The following is a 17,094-nucleotide window of genomic DNA, read 5'->3' on the forward strand; positions in this document are numbered from 1 at the left end:
AAGTTAGGAGGAAGGTCGAATGCTTGTTGGACAGTTTCGGATTAGTCGCATCTCCACGGTAGATGAGGCGGAAAAAGTCGTCGCATTTTTATTATCAGGCTTTTCATTTGATGATACTCGATACACGCCAGGCGAGCTGACGCATTTCCGAGAGCTTCCATTTCGCGCGGTAAATAATGAAATTTATTTCTGGTATGCCGAGGATGAGGATGGAAATGTCATAGGCATAAATTGCATCGCCGAAAATGAGCAAAAAACCGGAGGTTTCAATTGGGACTACATGGTTGTTCATCATGATTATCGCAAAGTAGGCGTTGCGGCGCTGCTGATGGAGCAGATGTATGACTTTTTGGGAGAAGTAAACGCCAGATATCTAGTAACCTATACTTGCGATCTGCCAGAGTACAACCGCATTCGTCAATTGTTTGAGAGCAGCGGCTTTACACTGGTTGGTAGATGTCCAGATTATTACTACGAAGGGGAAGACCGCTTAATCTATCATCGAAAGCTGGTTTAAAAAGATATGACTAAAGATACCATATTGCGCGCAATCGGTGCCCGTCCAGAGGATCAGCGAAAGCTGCTTATGATGGCACCTGTTTTTTTTATTTGCGGCATATCTGAAATGCTTAATTACAATGGCTTTATGACGTTGTTCAATCAGCGGTTCGGAAGTGAATACCTTCCCTATGTATATGCGGCGGAGGCTATCATTTTGCCGCTAGAGGCGTGGCTCTTGTCCTGGCTTGCTGCTAGGCTGCCAAAGCCGAAGCTGATGCGCGTCTTATATGGAATAATGTTAGGTATCGTTGCCGTAAATGCATTGATGCTGCTAGTATTGCAGAGCTTCGATCTAGAGCTGAGAGGGTATTATCCCGTCTTGTTCATAGCTTCCAGCTTTGTCGTTAGGCAGCAGACCCTATTGCTTTGGAGCTTGGCCGTTGATTTGTGCTCGACGCAGCAAGCGAAGCGTCTCATGCCCGTGTTCGTTGGCTCTGCAACGCTTGGCGGAGTAGCGGCAGGTTTGCTTGCACAGCTTTTAAGCCTATTTTTTGGACCCGAGGTTATTTATGCCGCTTCCGGTTTGCTGCTTCTGGCTGCATTGCCGAACTATCGTAAAGTGATTACCCGTTATTTAGTACCATTATCGATCAAAATTGAAGCAAATGCTCTGGAGGAGGAACCGGTGTCAACGGGAGCGGTGTTTAAGCACGCGCTTCGATCTCCTTTTTTGCTAACCGTTATTTTGCTTATGACACTGATGCCAGCTCTTTATTTTCTAATGGAATATGAGTTTCTGAACGTGACAAAAATGTCATTTCCAAGCGAACAGGCTTTCAGCCGGTTTTTTGGGATGATTACGATGGTGTTGTTTGTTCTTGCCTTTTTGCTGCAAACCGTCTCAGGCAAGCTGATGGCACGCCTTGGTGCAAGCCAAATGCTTACGGCTATATCAGGCGTTTATGTTCTCGCCTTTGCCGGCGCTTTATTTTTTGTTGGCGGTCCAGCGGCGCTTCCAATGATTTCGATCGGCTACATGCTGTTATATTTGCTGCTTTATTATTCAGCCGAGCCTTCCTATCAGCTGTTCTTCAAGACGCTTCCGCTTGCGCAGCGTGACAGCTACAGATATGCAGCGCAAGGAATTGCGGCTACGGCGGGCATTTTGATCGGCGCTGGCTTGCAGTTTTTGCATTCAGGCTTTGGGGTATCCTGGACAGCCTTGTCGTTTGTAGGATTTGCAGGCGCCGTGCTGCTGTTTGTGCTTGCTTGGTTCGGCAGAAGGTTCTATATGCGCGAGCTTGTAGGCAGCATACAGACAATTGGCGAGCAGGACTTAGCGGAGCAGTTCGATGAATTTAGTCGAAACGAAGCTGCAATGGCAGAGCTCAGGGCCATGTTGAAGCAGCCGATAGACTCTGCGAAAGAAATTGCCTTGCAAATTATCGGCAGGCAACAAAATCCGAATGATGTTGCCGATTTGCTGGCGCTGATTGATGATCCGAATCCACGCATTCGCGTTGCTGCGGTTAGGGCGATGAATCTTGAGCGCGCAGACCTGCATGCGATGGTGAAGGTAGCAGCATTTCTTGAGGATCAGGACGATGAGATGCGTGCTGAAGGAGTAAGACAGATTGGCAGAATGAAGCATATGGAGCATCAGGCTTTTTATTTCCTGCGGCAAAAGCTGCTTGATCGGCATCCGAGTGTCATTGCAGAGGCAGTCAAAGCGATGTACTCCTTTAACAATGCAGCAAGCCTCGAGGCATGTGCGGAAGTGATCGATCGTATTCTTGATGCAGGAGGCGAATCCTCAGTTTATATTTGCCGAGTTATCGCGGAGCTTGAGCTGTATTCGTTTGTGCCGAAGGTTGAGAAGCTTGTTGATGATGCGCATCCAGCGGCAAGGGTTGCAGCAATCGCATGTTTGGGAAGGCTTAAGGTTACATCCATTATACCCATTCTGCTGGAGCGTCTCCCGCTTATGGACCAAGAAATGTTCCGCACGACGACAGAAAGCTTTATTCAGATGGGCGATGGTGCGATCGAGCTGCTGACTGACAGCTTGAATGGCGCGCCGCCGAAGCGATGGACAGCTGTGATGATTACGCTCTCGGCACTTCTGCCAGACGAGCAGGTACGTTCTAAGCTAACGGATGAAGCGCTAAATCGTTTAAGTGAGCTTGAGGCAGCGTCAGGTTATTCATTGTCACTCAAACAGCTAGGGAAGACGGAGCTTGCAGAGCTTGCTTTGCTGCGCTGGCGAGAGGTTCGCGACTTTATTTTTACAGGAGTATGGGCGGTGCTGACCAAGCTTGCGGATGAGCAGGTTGTTGATGCGATCAGAAGGGCAGCTGCTGATGAAGACGAAGAAATTCGCAGCAATGCTTGGGAAGTGCTCGCAGAGGGCATGGGTGAGCGCAGATTATCGCAGTTTTTGCTGACCGTTCTAGAGCGCGGCGAAGCTGGAAGAGAAGTAACTGCCGATGAGGAAGCGACTGTCCTATTGGAGGCAGCACTAAACGGAAATGATGATTGGTGGCGGGAGATCGCTGCAGTGGCGTTAGTGGAGGAGGGGGAACAAATGTCCAAAGACCAGCAGATGATGAGCCGTTTAAACAAAGTAGTCTTTTTAAGGCAGGTTCCCTATTTCGCTGATTTATCGCTTGAGGAGCTAGGCTTAATCGCTAATATTGCCGAGGAGTATGTATGCCCGGATGGAGAGAATCTGCTGCAAAGAGGAGAGCCTAACCCCGCGATGTATGTCATCGTTGACGGCAATATCGAGCTCACGAGCATTTCCGCAGCAGGCTGGGAAGGAACGATCGGCGTACTCGGTGCAGGGGATGTGTGCGGCGTAACTTCAGCGCTCGACAGCACCTCATCAACAGTAACGGCGCAATCCTTGCTTGGCGATGTGAGAGTGCTGAAGCTGCTGGGCGATAATGTGTCAAGGCTCATTCGTTTGTACCCGGAAATAGGAATCGGGCTGCTCCGAGCGTCGTTCGCACGCATTCGATTGCTGGAAGAAATGATGATGCGAATTGATTCGTAACAATAAAGCAAGCTTAGCGGTTGCAACGGTACTTCAGATTGCATATAATATAGATTATTATTTCATATTCGAAGTAAAGCGATGATGGAGAAGAGTAAGCAGTGCTTTCGCACAGGAAGAAGACGCCGTAGACTGAGAGCGTTTTTGTGAAAATAGGCTGCCGAAGTTCACTCCTGAGCAGACACCTGAAACGCCATAATATACGGCGCGTGTAGGGAAGGTCCGGTTCCCGCCGTTATGGGGCTAAGGGATTGTCATTCAGCGCCTCTAGGCGACGTTAGCCACACTTGGTTATGCGTACAGGCTGATGCTCAATCCGAATTAGGGTGGTACCACGGTTCTTTCGTCCCTTTAGGGAGAGAGGGCCTTTTTTTTGTGTAAATATAACAGTTTATAAGGATGTTAGCTTATAGAGTGCTTATATTTCACCGCGAAACGATAGCTAAGCCTCCTAAGGATGGCTTTAGCCGTTACGCTTGCATGATTTAGGGATGATGATATGGAGGCGAAGAAAAATGAAGGAAAGATTGGAAGGACTGCGCGTTGAAGCATTGCAGGAGCTTCAGCATGTGGATACGCCACAGCAGCTAAATGATTTGCGCGTTAAATATTTAGGTAAAAAAGGCGCTTTGACTGAAATTTTGCGCGGCATGGGTGGACTAAGCGCTGAAGAACGTCCAGTAATTGGTCAAGTAGCCAATGATGTTCGAGCAGCTATTGAAACGGTTATCGATGAGAAGCAGGATGCATTCCAGCAAGCTGAGACGAACAATAGACTCCTTGCAGAGACGCTGGATGTTACGCTGCCAGGCAAGCAATTGCCTACAGGCGCAGTGCATCCTTTAAACAAGGTAGCCCAAGAAATTGAAGATATTTTTATCGGTCTTGGCTATACAATTGCCGAGGGTCCAGAGGTTGAAGAGGATTATTACAACTTCGAGGCATTGAACTTGCCTAAGAACCATCCAGCCCGCGACATGCAGGATTCGTTCTATATTACGGATGATATCTTGATGCGTACGCAGACCTCCCCGGTTCAGGTTCGTACAATGAAAGCAATGAAGGGCCAAACGCCTGTTAAAGTCATTTGTCCGGGTAAAGTTTACCGCCGTGATGATGACGATGCGACACATTCATTCCAGTTCAATCAAATCGAAGGTCTTGTCATCGGCAAAAATATTCGGATGAGCGATTTGAAAGGAGCATTGCTGCAATTCGTTCAGCAAATGTTCGGCTCACAAGCGCAAATTAGACTTCGTCCAAGCTTCTTCCCATTCACGGAGCCAAGTGCTGAGGTTGACGTTACTTGCGTTCAGTGTGGCGGTAAAGGCTGCCGCATGTGCAAGCATACAGGCTGGCTTGAAATTCTTGGCTGCGGAATGGTGCATCCACGCGTTCTTGAAATGGGCGGTTACGATCCGGAAGAGGTCAGCGGCTTTGCATTCGGCATGGGCATTGAGCGTATCGCGTTGTTGAAATACGGCATTGACGATATTCGTCATTTCTATACGAACGATCTGAGGTTCTTAAGCCAATTCGCAAGAATGTAGCAATGAGAGAAGGGAAGAAAAGAGATGAATGTATCCTATAAATGGTTAAATGAATATATCGATTTGTCCGGCTTCACAGGACAGGAGCTTGCGGAGAAAATGACGCGCGGCGGCATTGAAATCGATGTTGTGGAATCCCGCAATAAAGGCGTGACCGGCGTCGTAGTTGGTTATGTGAAATCGAAGGAAAAGCACCCGGACGCGGATAAGCTGAACGTGTGTAAGGTTGACGTTGGCACTGGCGAAGAGCTGCAAATCGTTTGCGGAGCCAAAAATGTCGATGCAGGCCAGCTTGTTCCGGTTGCAGTAATCGGTGCTGTATTGCCTGGCGATTTCAAAATTAAACGTGCAAAGCTTCGCGGCGTTGAATCCCAAGGGATGATTTGCTCGGCGAAGGAGCTTGGTTTGAATGAAAAGCTTCTGCCAAAAGAACAGCAGGAAGGCATTCTTGTTCTTCCAACTACAACGAAAATCGGTGCGCCAATTGGCGATGTGCTTGGCATTAACGATGAGGTGCTCGAGCTTGATTTGACGCCAAACCGTTCAGACTGCCTCAGCATGATTGGTGTTGCTTATGAGATTGGAGCTTTAACTGGCCGTGAAGTTCGTCTGCCAAAGGCTGTTATTAATCATACAGCCGTACGTGCGGATAGCCTTGCAACGGTCAGCATTAGTGCACCTGAGCATTGCTCGCATTATTCGGCTCGTTATATTAAAGGCGTAAAAATCGGTGAGTCCCCATTGTGGCTGCAAAACCGATTGATCGCTGCCGGCGTTCGTCCAATCAACAACGTTGTTGACGTTACAAACTTTGTTATGCTTGAATATGGCCAACCGCTTCATGCTTTTGATGCAGATCGTTTGCCTGGCGGCCGCATTGATGTTCGCCTTGCCAAAGCTGGCGAAACGCTTGTTACCTTGGATGATCAAGAGCGCAAGCTAGAGCCGCATATGCTCGTTATTACTGATGGTGAGCAGCCAATTGCCCTTGCAGGCGTAATGGGTGGAGCAAGCACCGAAGTTACAGGCGAGACGGTCAACATTTTGCTTGAATCAGCAAAATTCGATGGCGGCACCGTGCGCAAAACGTCACGTCAACTAGGACTTCGCTCGGAATCAAGCATTCGCTTTGAGAAAGAAGTAGATCCGGCGAGAGTTATTCCTGCGCTCGATCGTGCAGCTTCCCTTATCGCAGAGCTTGCTGAAGGTTTAGTTGCTGAAGGCATTGTAGAAGTGCATGCAGGTGAAGTGAAGCCAGCTAAAGTGTCCGTTTCATTGGATAAAATTAATGGCTATCTGGGTACGGAGCTGTCCAGACTTGAAGTTCAGACGATATTTGGCCGTTTGCACTTTGAATATGAGCTGTCAGGCGACAATGTATTTACTGTAAATGTTCCTACACGCCGCGGTGACATTACGCGTGCAGTAGATCTAATCGAGGAAGTAGCTCGTTTGCACGGCTATGATGAAATTCCTACTACGCTCATTCACGGCGATGTTGTGCCAGGTTCGCTAACGAAGCCCCAAGCTATTCGCCGCGAGCTGCGCAAGCGCCTGTCAGATGCAGGTCTGCATGAGGTTGTCAGCTATTCCTTCACGGGACCTGAGCGGACGAAGTTATTCCCTGCACTGGCGGAGCATACGAATCCAATTCGCCTAGCCATGCCTATGAGCGAGGATCGAAGTGTACTTCGTACGACGCTTATCGCACAGCTTCTGGAGACTGCGGCTTATAACCGAAATCGCAAAAATGAATCCGCAGCGATCTTTGAGATCGGCAGCGTATTCCATACCGATGAAGAGCAACTGACTCGCCTGCCTCATGAAAAGCATCGTTTTGCAGCTCTTCTGACTGGCAATCGTTCAGAAGCTGAGTGGAATACAAAAGCGGCTCAAGTTGATTTCTATGATGCGAAGGGCATTTTGGAAACGGTATTTGCCGTACTTGGCTTAACAGCCAGCATATCATTCGAAGCGGCTCAGCCTGAGCATTTCCATCCAGGCAGAACGGCTGCCGTTCTTCTTCACACGCCTAAAGGCAATGAAGTAATTGGTTATGTTGGCCAACTGCACCCTGCTCTTCAACTTGAGGAGGATCTAGCTGATACGTACGTGCTGGAAATTGGGCTTGACCTCATCTATGAGCAAGCAGATGCGGCAATCGAATATAAAGTATTGCCTCGCTACCCGGCTATGCAGCGTGATATTGCAGTAGTCGTGGATCAAGAGGTTGCTGCTGCCAAGCTAACTGGCGTGGCATGGGACATTGCAAGCGAGCTGCTTGAATCTGTACGCGTCTTTGACGTATATACTGGAGAGAAGCTGGGAGCTGGCAAGAAGAGCGTGGCCATATCGCTTGTTTACCGTCATGGCGAGCGTACATTGACGGATGAAGAGGTAACAGAGCTGCATGGCAAGGTTGTTTTACAATTAGAACAATCTTTTGCAGCAGAATTACGCAAGTAGGCAGGAAACCTTCAAAGCCGCATCGAAATAGTTCCTAGTGAGCTATAGATGCGGCTTTTTTCCTTGTAAATATAAGGAATGATTGGTTTTTTCATAACGATCATGTATTTATATTTGCTAGAGAAACGAAAGCAGTTCCTCTCTGGACGGCAACGGTTGAGAACGTAAACAACGTATGCCCCTGAAGGATGATGTCAGCCGTTTAAGCTAGCTCTACTTGTATATTAGGAGGATTCGCCTTAATGGATGCTGAACAAACGGTAGTTACGGTTGATATATATGGAATTCAATATAAGTTAAAGGGCCATACCAACGTAGAATATATGAAAAGGGTTGCAGCGGCGATTGACGAGAGCATGAAGAAGCTGGCGAAGGGGTATCCGCGTCTTGATATGCCGAAGCTGGCTGTCCTCTCTGCTGTGCAAATAACAGAGGAAGTATTTCGATTGCGCCGCGACAATACAAGACTTCTGGAGGAAGAAGCGAAGCTTAATCTCCTGATCAGAGAGCTGGAGCAAATGAGCGAGCAAGCGGTCTCGCTTAAAGCTGAGCTTGCTGAGACGAAGCGTATGGCGAGCGAGCAATTGCAAAAGGCTAAAGCTGCGGCAGAAGCAGAGCTGAATGAAATGCTGGCGCTTGCCGCAGAGCAAGCTTCAGCTCAGCAAGCAGCAGCAGCCGAGGCAATGAAAGTGCAAGAGGAGACGATCATCCGTCTTACACAAGAAAATGTGGAACGGATTACAGCGCTCAGAACGAAAAAGGATGAGCAATTTGCACAGCTCCAAGCTCGGAAGGATTCAGAGCTGAATGAATTAAAGCGTATGATGGAAACGAAAATAGAAGAGCTTAGCAGCAAGAAGGCTGCTGAGCTTGCAGAGCTTGCAAATCTGAAGGAAACAGAACTTGCAGAGCTTGCAAGTCAGAAGGAAACAGAACTTGCAGAGCTTGCAAGTCTGAAGGAATTAGAACTTGCAGAGCTTGCAAGTCTGAAGGAATTAGAACTTGCAGAGCTTGCAAGTCAGAAGGAAACAGAACTTGCAGAGCTTGCAAGTCAGAAGGAATTAGAGCTGGCAGAGCTTGCAAGTCAGAAGGAAGCAGAGCAAGCAGAGTTTGCCATGCTGAGAAAACAAAAGGATGAAGAACTGGCTGAATTGCGATTGTCCAAGGACAATCAGCAGCTTGAATTGGAACTGGAGAAGGAAGAACTGCGATTGGAGCTTGAACAAGTGAAGGCAGATGAACTGGCTTCACTTAGACAAGAAAAAGAAGCGCAATTAAATGCTTTAGCCTCAGAGCAAGAAGCGCTGCTTGCAGCATTAAAGGCAGAGAAAGAGGCGCAGCTGACTGAGCTTGAAGGAAGCTGGCAGAGTAAATGGGATGAGCGAGAACTCAGCTGGTTAGCCCATGCAGAAACCTCGCAGCTAGAAATTGCCCGCCAGAGTGAAGAGCGTGAGCAGGCTTGGAAGGCAGAAACTGCTAAATCAGAACAAGCTTTTCGTGCTGATCTTGAGCGGCGTAGAAACGGCTGGCTGGAGGAGCGAGGCAAGCTGCAAACCCAAATTGCTGAGCTTCAAGAAGGCTGGAAGAAGGACAAGGAATTATTTGAAAATCGTATAAATTCAGCAGATGAGCAGCTCGTACAGGCAATGGAGCAGGAGGAATCCTTCCGCACATCATATGCTCAGCTGGAACAGGAGCTCCGTGAAAAAGAAAATGAATGGGAGCTACTGCAAAGCGAGCTGAATGAAACACGCAGCAAGATCGAGAAGCTGCAGGAACAGAGCAGCCAGTCCTTAGCACAAATCCAAGAGCTGGAACAGAAGCTTGTTCATGAACGCAGTCATGTTTCCGCTGCGGATAAGCGGGCGACAGATTTGCAAACGCGATTGAAAGAAGCAGCGGATCGTGAGCAGCAGCAGGAACAGAAGCAGCTTGAGCTTGAAGAGGAGTTATTAAAGCTGCAGCTTGAGCTGGAAGAGCAAGAATTGATGAGTCAGAAGCAGACAGAAGAGCATAACAACCTGCTTCGGATTGAGCTTGAAAATCAGAAGGAATTGCTCGAAGAAGAGCATGAGCAGAAACTGCAAAAGCTTGAGGATGAGAAGCGTGAGCTTGCTAGGACGCTGCGCGAGGAGCATGAAGGGCAGCTGCGTATAGTCGAAGCCGACAATGACGAGCTGTTTAAGCAAATGACGGCAGAAAGCAATGAACGCTATGAGCAGTTGGCAGAAGAGAAGGATGCCAGGTACAAGGAGCTCGCAGCAAGCCATGAGGAACTGAATAAGAAGCTTGCTAGACAATATGAAGAGCAGCTTCAGCAGCAAGCAGAGCAACATGAAGAGCAGCTTCTAGAGCAGGCTCTGCTATATGAGGAGCAAAGTAAACAGCTTGTCCTTGAATATGAGGAGCGGAGCAAGCAAAAAGCAGCTGAGCATGAAGCAAATAATAGAGAAATGGCTACGCTTCATGAAGAACAGCTGCTAGAGCAGGCTGTGCAATACGAGGAGCAAAATAAGCAGCTGGCTCACGATTATAATGAGCAGGCAAAGCAAAAGGCAGCCGAGTATGAAGTTAGGCAGAATGAACTTGTTCAGAAATATGAAGAGAAGCTGCTTGAGCAAGCGATTCAATTTGAAGATGCTCAGAAGCAGCTGACAAATGATTTTGAAGCCAAGTCCAAAGCAGCGGCTGTTGAGCAAGCCGCTATTGCGGAGCAGCTCGTTGACCAGTATGAAGAACGCTATAATGAGCTTGCTGCCAAGCAGGATGAGGTTCGTAAGCAGCTAGTGAATGAACGTGAAGCTCGCTTGCAGCAACTGGCAGCAGAGCATGACGAGCAATTGAAGCAGCTATCTGCGGATCAAGAGGAGCTGCTGCTGCTTCAGCAGCACGATTACGAGACTGCGACCCAGAAGTTGCAAGCACAGCTGGACAAAATTGAGCAAATTGCGGCTTCTGCGGCAAACGGTGAGCAGGTCTATAAGGCTGATTTGGAGAAACTGCAAATTAGAGAACAAGAGCTAACGGAGCAGTTGGAATGGACAGCAGCTCGAGAGCGCATTGCAGCTCAGCAGCTAGAAGCAGCTTCTGCCCGTGAACGTGAGCTCAGTGAGCGATTGCAGGCACAGCAGCAATATGCGGAACAGGTGGCTGCTGAGGTGAAGCAGTATGAGCTTGAGAAGAAGTCGCGTGAATCAGCGGAAGAGGAGCTGAGAGAGCGGCTGGAGCGAGCAATGCAGGAAGCAGCTGCCGCATCCGATTTGAAGGAAGAGCTGAGCGAGCATACGTCTAAGCTTGCAACAGAAAGAGATGAAGCAGCTCGTCAGGCTGCGCGATTAGCCAGTGAGCGTGATGAGGCGGCAAGCGCACTTGAATCACTTGTCTATGAACGCGATGAAGCAGCTCGTTCTGCAGAGAGGCTTGCTGAAGATCATGCTGATCTGCAGGAGCAGCATCATAAGCTGAAAAATGAATATTCGAAGCTGCAAACTGAATACAACGAATGGATCGAGCTCATCGAGCACAGCTGATCCAGCGTTAAGAACCAAGAAACCGCAGAAACAAACAAAGGCTATTGCCGACGTTTGTTTCTGCGGTTTCTTTTTAGAGATTAACCATAAGATACAATTGTGCCAGTTGGACCGCCGGCTGATAAGCTTGCTAGACGAATCAAGTCCGGTGTAACGATTGCAGGATCTTTGCCGGTCGCGTGCATTTCTGTACGAAGCATGCCGGGATTATAGAGGTTTGCAAGAATACCATGCTCATACTCCTCATCGGCTAAGGTGCGTGTCAACGACTCTAGTCCTGCCTTGGCTGCGCTATATGCTGCATAGCCGCCTGCGCCGTTCCATGACAGGCCGGAGGTAATATTAATAATTCGTCCATATTTTGCTCTGCGCATAGTTGGTAAAACAGCCTTAGTCAGCAGAAATGGTCCTGTCAGATTGATTGCAATTTGATTTTGCCATTCTTCTGAGGTTAGTTCGAGCACGCTGCCTGATTCAAGAACAGCAGCATTGTTCAAAATAATATCGATATGCCCAAATTGCTGGACGACTGCTGAAATGGTGTCTTGGACTTGCTGCTCATCGGAGACATCTGTTTGCAGCACTAATGCATCTTTTCCCGTCTTTGCCTTTACAATCGAAGCTGTTTCCTCAAGCTTTGCAAGTCTTCTCCCAAGCAGCACAACATCTGCGCCTTCTGCTGCAAACGAGATTGAAGCTGCACGTCCAAGCCCCGTACCAGCTCCACTAACAATGGCGACTCGATTTTGTAAAATTCCCATCACCATTTCTCCTTTCGCTTTGCATATTGTTAATATTTTATCAGAGGGGACAAGGAGGGGAAAGAGGAAGGTCATCAATTTTTTTTACTCGATTGTTAAATAAAAATGATATATGCGATAAAAGAAAAATATATGTAGTTTGGCTGCGTGAATAGAGAAAAAAATGATATGATGCCCAAAATGCTCACTGCTTAGGTAAAAAATAAATATAACGGAAGTTTCTCCTGCTTTAACCTCTCATCTCAGAGTAAAATAGAACAGGAAACAACAAAAAAAACAGCAGAGCAGATTCATTCCATCCGGCTCGGCTGTTTTTAAGTTTTATTTATTTTCAGAATTGTTTATTCTACGACCAATACAGCTTTCATTTCTCTATGCCCTGCTCCGCATGGAACGGAACAAATCATTTGATAGCTTCCCGGCTCACTAATGTTTACAGCGATCGTGTCGCCATTTGAAAGTTTGTAGTCGGTTTTTTGGATCTGAACGCCATGAATGCCGTCAACCGAATCAAGCTTGAGATTAACCGTCTCGCCGGCTTTGATTTTATATTCCTTCTTGTCAAATTTCCAGTTAGAAGCTGTCATGACAAGGTCAGATGAAGAAGCTCCGCTATCTGCTACTGTTGTATTTGTTTCTTTATTTTCGGGTTTGGCTGTGTTTGTGCCGCATGCAGCAATGACAACGACTAAACACATAGCGCTTGCAAATAATAACCATTTTTTCATTCGTAAAACGTCCCCTTTCGATTATCCAATGTAATAGGAATGTTTTGGATTGTATCTATTGTACCTTAACTAGCTTTCAATTGCAGTGACGGTGTGATGACAAACTCATGAATTTCTTGTGAAATGATTAGGGGAAACGCGAAAATTTGGCAGTACGCAGCAATCAGCCCTTGACCGCCATTAAGGCAATCAAGGGCTGGTCTCACATAAAGCCTGCATTAATCGCGATCGCGTCTGCCTGCTTCATAGGGAGTGCTGACCGGAATGAATAGGTCGATGATCCCGATAACAAGAGCAGCTAAGATGGCGCCAAGCAAGGTTACAGTTACGCCGCCTACGATAAACTGAGCAATCCAGATAACAGCTGCGCTTGCGATGAAGCCGACGATTCCTCGACCAAAGGGTGTAACCCGCTTGCCGAATATGCCTTCAATTACCCAGCCTAGTGCAGCAATGACAAGCGCTAAGAAAAAGGCGCTCCAAAATCCGCCTACGCTAAATTGTGGAACGATAAACCCAACAAGCATTAATACCAGCGCGGCTACGATAAACCGGACGACATGTCCCAAAAAAGACATTTTATAACCCTCCTTAAGTTTAACAAATGGAAAACAAAACTGGAGCTGTTTTGGTACTTGTGTAGCTTATAGTCGCCCACGTTCGCAGTTCTTTGTTATTTCCTTCCGTACAGTATTGCTAAAGTTGCGTCGTTAGACGGCTCGTTCGTTTATATTGTGACCAATTGAGCATCATTTATGTATGAAACAACGGTTCAGTTCGTGCATCAAAGTCGTGATTCGGCTATAATAGGAAGGCGAGAGGAGTGTTAATTGTTGGACACTAAAATTTTGAAGACACTTGAATATCCTAAAATCATACATAGATTGTCTCAGCATGCAGCAACATCGCTTGGGAAAACCATTGCTGAGTCGCTGCAGCCGGTTTCGGATCTGGAATCGGTAAAGCAGATTTTGCAAATTACCGACGAGGCCTACACAGCTGATCGTCTCAAAGGCAGTGCGCCATTTGGGGGAATTGTGGACATCTCAGCGCCGCTTCACCGTGCCCGTATAGGCGGTACCCTTAATCCGGCTGAGCTTCTGGATATTGCGAATACCGCACGGGGCGGTAGACGTGTAAAACGGCATATCAGCGTCTTGCATGAAGATAATCCCATTCCAATGCTGCACCATATTGCAGATCAAATAAGTGAGCATAAGTCGCTTGAGGATGCGATTTTTGATTGCATCGATGACCAAGCGGAAGTGATGGACAGCGCTAGTGCTGAACTGGCATCTATCCGGCGCGAGCTTAGAAATGGCGAATCACGGATTCGTGAGAAAATGGATCAAATGGTCCGTTCCTCGTCCGTTCAAAAAATGCTGCAGGACGCCATTGTAACACTTCGCAACGATAGATATGTTATTCCAGTGAAACAGGAATACCGTTCTCACTTTGGCGGAATTGTGCACGATCAGTCAGGTTCTGGCGCAACATTGTTTATCGAACCGGAAGCCATTGTTGCGATGAACAATAAGCTTCGAGAGCTAAAGGCAGGCGAGCTGCGGGAAATTGAGAAAATTTTGCAGAAGCTAACTGCTTTGGCATCCGATTATGTAGAAGATCTTATTTATAACTTGGATTTGCTTGGCCAAATCGATTTTGCTTTTGCAAAGGCTCGGCTTGCTCATCTCATGAAGGCTACACAGCCTCGGATGAATGACCGAGGTTTTCTGAAAATAAAACGTGGACGCCATCCGCTAATTGCACCTGAGCAGGTTGTTCCACTCGATGTGGAGCTGGGCAATCAATACACATCCATCATTGTAACGGGACCGAATACAGGCGGTAAAACGGTTTCCTTGAAAACGATCGGACTGCTTAGCCTTATGGCCATGTCAGGATTGTTTGTACCTGCTGAGGATGGCAGCCAGCTTTGTGTATTTGATGCTATCTATGCCGATATCGGTGATGAGCAAAGTATTGAGCAAAGCCTCAGTACGTTTTCCAGCCATCTCAAAAACATCATTCGCATTTTAGGCTCCATGACATCAAAGAGCTTAGTGCTGCTTGATGAGCTTGGTGCAGGAACAGATCCAGCTGAAGGCTCGGCACTTGCTATTGCCATATTGGAGCATGTTCATGCTATGGAAAGTCGTATTGTAGCAACTACGCATTACAGCGAGCTGAAAGCTTATGCTTATAATCGCAAGGGAGTCATTAACGCCAGCATGGAGTTTGATGTTGCTACGTTAAGCCCTACGTACCGTCTGCTTGTTGGTGTTCCTGGACGAAGCAATGCATTTGCTATCGCTGAGCGTTTAGGACTTGCTCGTTCGATTATTGAGCATGCAAGAGGAGAAGTAAGCGAAGAGGATCAACGGGTTGAAAATATGATCGCCTCCCTTGAAGAGAACCGGTTAGGCGCTGAAACGGAACGTCAAACGGCAGAGTCGCTCCGCCGTGAGATGGAGACGCTGCGCGCACGCCATGAGGCAGAGAGTCTGCGCTTTGAAGAGCAGAAAGAAAAGCTGATGCAGAAGGCGCAAGATGAGGCTCGCGAGGCTGTCCTCAAAGCCAAACGCGAAGCTGAACAAATTATTGCGGATTTGCGCAAGCTTGCAATGGAGGAGGGTGCCTCCGTCAAGGAGCATAAGCTCATTGAGGCACGCCGCAAGCTGGATGAAGCGGCTCCCGAGCTTCAGAAATCGAAGCGGGGAGCTTCCAAAACAGCAACGAAGCAGGTTAAGATTGAAGCTGGCGACGAAGTAACCGTATACAGCTTAAATCAGAAGGGCACGGTTGTGGAAATTCATGGTTCCGATGCTACAGTGCAGCTGGGCATTATGAAGATGAAGGTTGCGCTGGATGATTTGGAGCTGCGAAGCTCTGGAGCTGCCGCTAGTAAGACACAACAGCCGAAGCAAGCAGCCAGCTTACAGCGCACCAGAGAAGAAAATATTAAGATGGAGCTCGATCTTCGCGGAGAAAATCTGGAAGAAGCAATCCTTGAGGTTGACCGTTTTCTTGATGAGGCCTTTTTATCAGGCTTAGCTCAGGTTGCTATTATTCATGGTAAAGGCACTGGTGTGCTTCGTACAGGAATACAGCAATATTTGCGTAGACACAGCCATGCGAAGAGCTTTCGACTCGGCAATTATGGCGAGGGCGGCGTTGGCGTGACGGTTGTGGAGCTTAAATAGCTCCTAGCCATTGCGCAATCGAATACGGCAGATGATGGAGGGGTCTTGTAAATGAGTAATGAAGTCGATCAGTTGCTGAGCAATCCGTATGCTGCTTCACTTGTTTATGTATCGGTTGCGGTGCTGTCTCTCATCGTTTTTTTATCGTGCTTTGAGCTCGTAACCAAATATAAATGCTGGACGGAGATAAAAAAGGGAAACGTTGCTGTTGCTATGGCGACAAGCGGTAAAATATTCGGTATTTGTAATATTTTCAGGTTTTCCATCGAGTCCAACGATTCGGTGTATCAAAGCCTTATTTGGGGTGCGTTCGGTTTCGTCATACTTATGGCAGCATATTTTTTATTCGAATTTCTAACGCCAGTTTTTCGAATCGATGACGAAATCGCTCGTGATAACCGTGCGGTAGGGCTTATTGCAATGATCATTTCTGTATCTTTATCTTACGTGATTGGTGCAACTGTCATTATATAAACGGGGTGAAACCATATGAAATATTTATGGAGAATACTAGCGGTTGTCGCTGTTTTGTTTTTTGTATTCGGTATCGTATATTTAATGAATCATTAGAGGGGAAGTTATGAGCATGGATGAGCATTTGATATGTCCTTGGTGTTTAACGGAAATTGTATGGGATGAAGAAATTGGGCCGGAATCGCATTGTCCGCATTGCGACAATGAATTAAGCGCATATCGTACGATAGAGCTTGGTTATGATGAGGATGAAGTGGAAGCTGATGAGCATGAAAAAGCAGTTCAGGCGCTAAAAATCAATGATGCTCGCAGAGCAGCAAAGCAAAATGGCGAGGAAACTGAAGACGATTGGTCAGACGATGAACTGGAGGAAGAAGCGGAAGAAGACGATTCCGATGATCCGAACCATAAACGTTGGCTAGCTCAGGGTGATGGTTTCCGCAATGCTGACAGTTCACGATTTGCTGTGGAAGAAACGGTTCAGCGTGTGCTTGATGATCAGGATGAAGTACCTGAATGCCCGGCATGTCGGGCGTATATGATCGAAGCAGGCGTACAGACAATTGACGGGCAGCAATTCGAGTCGAGAATCGCTCCATCTTTAGGAAAAGCGGTGCTCGAAACTCCTTTTCAATTGACCTTGTACGTTTGTCCCGTTTGCTATCAAACCTCGTCCTTGCTGAGTTCAGGCGATCGCGAGCAAATGATCAATCGTCTAACACCGGAAGAATAACAGACAACTGGCAATAATGGACGGGCATGGGCTGCATCCAATAAGGGAATCTTACAAAATGTAATTCTGATACGTAAAGGGCCAGACATGTGA

The 17,094-nt window shown here is 47.4% G+C and carries 11 protein-coding genes; 8 read left to right on the forward strand and 3 right to left on the reverse strand.

What is annotated here, in order from left to right:
- The first annotated feature begins 19 nt into the window (after positions 1-19).
- The 5 genes from MHH56_RS08385 to zapA all read left to right on the forward strand — a co-directional run bounded on the left by MHH56_RS08385 (position 20) and on the right by zapA (position 11,102).
- Complete coding sequence (locus MHH56_RS08385; RefSeq protein WP_339207689.1) at positions 20-517, forward strand: GNAT family N-acetyltransferase; 498 nt, start codon at positions 20-22, stop codon at positions 515-517.
- A 6-nt stretch (positions 518-523) separates the two neighbouring features.
- A complete protein-coding gene (locus MHH56_RS08390; RefSeq protein ID WP_339207690.1) occupies positions 524-3,556 on the forward strand; it encodes a cyclic nucleotide-binding domain-containing protein in 3,033 nt (1,010 codons plus the stop codon).
- 515 nt (positions 3,557-4,071) lie between these two features.
- Entirely contained in the window at positions 4,072-5,106 is a 1,035-nt protein-coding gene (gene pheS, locus MHH56_RS08395; protein WP_339207691.1) for a phenylalanine--tRNA ligase subunit alpha, read from the forward strand.
- Positions 5,107-5,130: 24 nt separating this feature from the next.
- Complete coding sequence (gene pheT, locus MHH56_RS08400) at positions 5,131-7,572, forward strand: phenylalanine--tRNA ligase subunit beta (protein WP_339207692.1); 2,442 nt, start codon at positions 5,131-5,133, stop codon at positions 7,570-7,572.
- A gap of 242 nt (positions 7,573-7,814) precedes the next feature.
- Positions 7,815-11,102: a cell division protein ZapA gene (zapA, locus tag MHH56_RS08405; RefSeq protein ID WP_339207693.1), complete on the forward strand. Its 3,288-nt coding sequence runs from the start codon at positions 7,815-7,817 to the stop codon at positions 11,100-11,102.
- A gap of 80 nt (positions 11,103-11,182) precedes the next feature.
- On the opposite strand, the gene MHH56_RS08410 is transcribed toward zapA, so the two are convergent.
- The 3 genes from MHH56_RS08410 to MHH56_RS08420 form a co-directional block, all read right to left on the reverse strand.
- Entirely contained in the window at positions 11,183-11,863 is a 681-nt protein-coding gene (locus MHH56_RS08410) for an SDR family oxidoreductase (protein ID WP_339207694.1), read from the reverse strand.
- A 341-nt stretch (positions 11,864-12,204) separates the two neighbouring features.
- A complete protein-coding gene (locus MHH56_RS08415; protein WP_339207695.1) occupies positions 12,205-12,591 on the reverse strand; it encodes a cytochrome C oxidase subunit II in 387 nt (128 codons plus the stop codon).
- Positions 12,592-12,809: 218 nt separating this feature from the next.
- Positions 12,810-13,169, reverse strand: a complete 360-nt coding sequence (locus MHH56_RS08420; protein ID WP_076267892.1) for a phage holin family protein — start codon at positions 13,167-13,169, stop codon at positions 12,810-12,812.
- A gap of 255 nt (positions 13,170-13,424) precedes the next feature.
- Between MHH56_RS08420 and MHH56_RS08425 the strand changes: the two genes are divergently transcribed.
- From MHH56_RS08425 to MHH56_RS08435, 3 genes are all read left to right on the forward strand, one after another.
- Positions 13,425-15,794 (forward strand): endonuclease MutS2, encoded by a 2,370-nt coding sequence (locus tag MHH56_RS08425; RefSeq protein ID WP_339207696.1) that lies wholly within the window; start codon positions 13,425-13,427, stop codon positions 15,792-15,794.
- A 51-nt stretch (positions 15,795-15,845) separates the two neighbouring features.
- Positions 15,846-16,268, forward strand: a complete 423-nt coding sequence (locus MHH56_RS08430; RefSeq protein WP_076267890.1) for a DUF350 domain-containing protein — start codon at positions 15,846-15,848, stop codon at positions 16,266-16,268.
- A 112-nt stretch (positions 16,269-16,380) separates the two neighbouring features.
- A complete protein-coding gene (locus tag MHH56_RS08435; RefSeq protein WP_339207697.1) occupies positions 16,381-17,001 on the forward strand; it encodes a hypothetical protein in 621 nt (206 codons plus the stop codon).
- The last annotated feature ends 93 nt before the right edge of the window (positions 17,002-17,094 follow it).

This window comes from Paenibacillus sp. FSL K6-3182 (assembly GCF_037976325.1).
Classification (GTDB): Bacteria; Bacillota; Bacilli; order Paenibacillales; family Paenibacillaceae; genus Pristimantibacillus.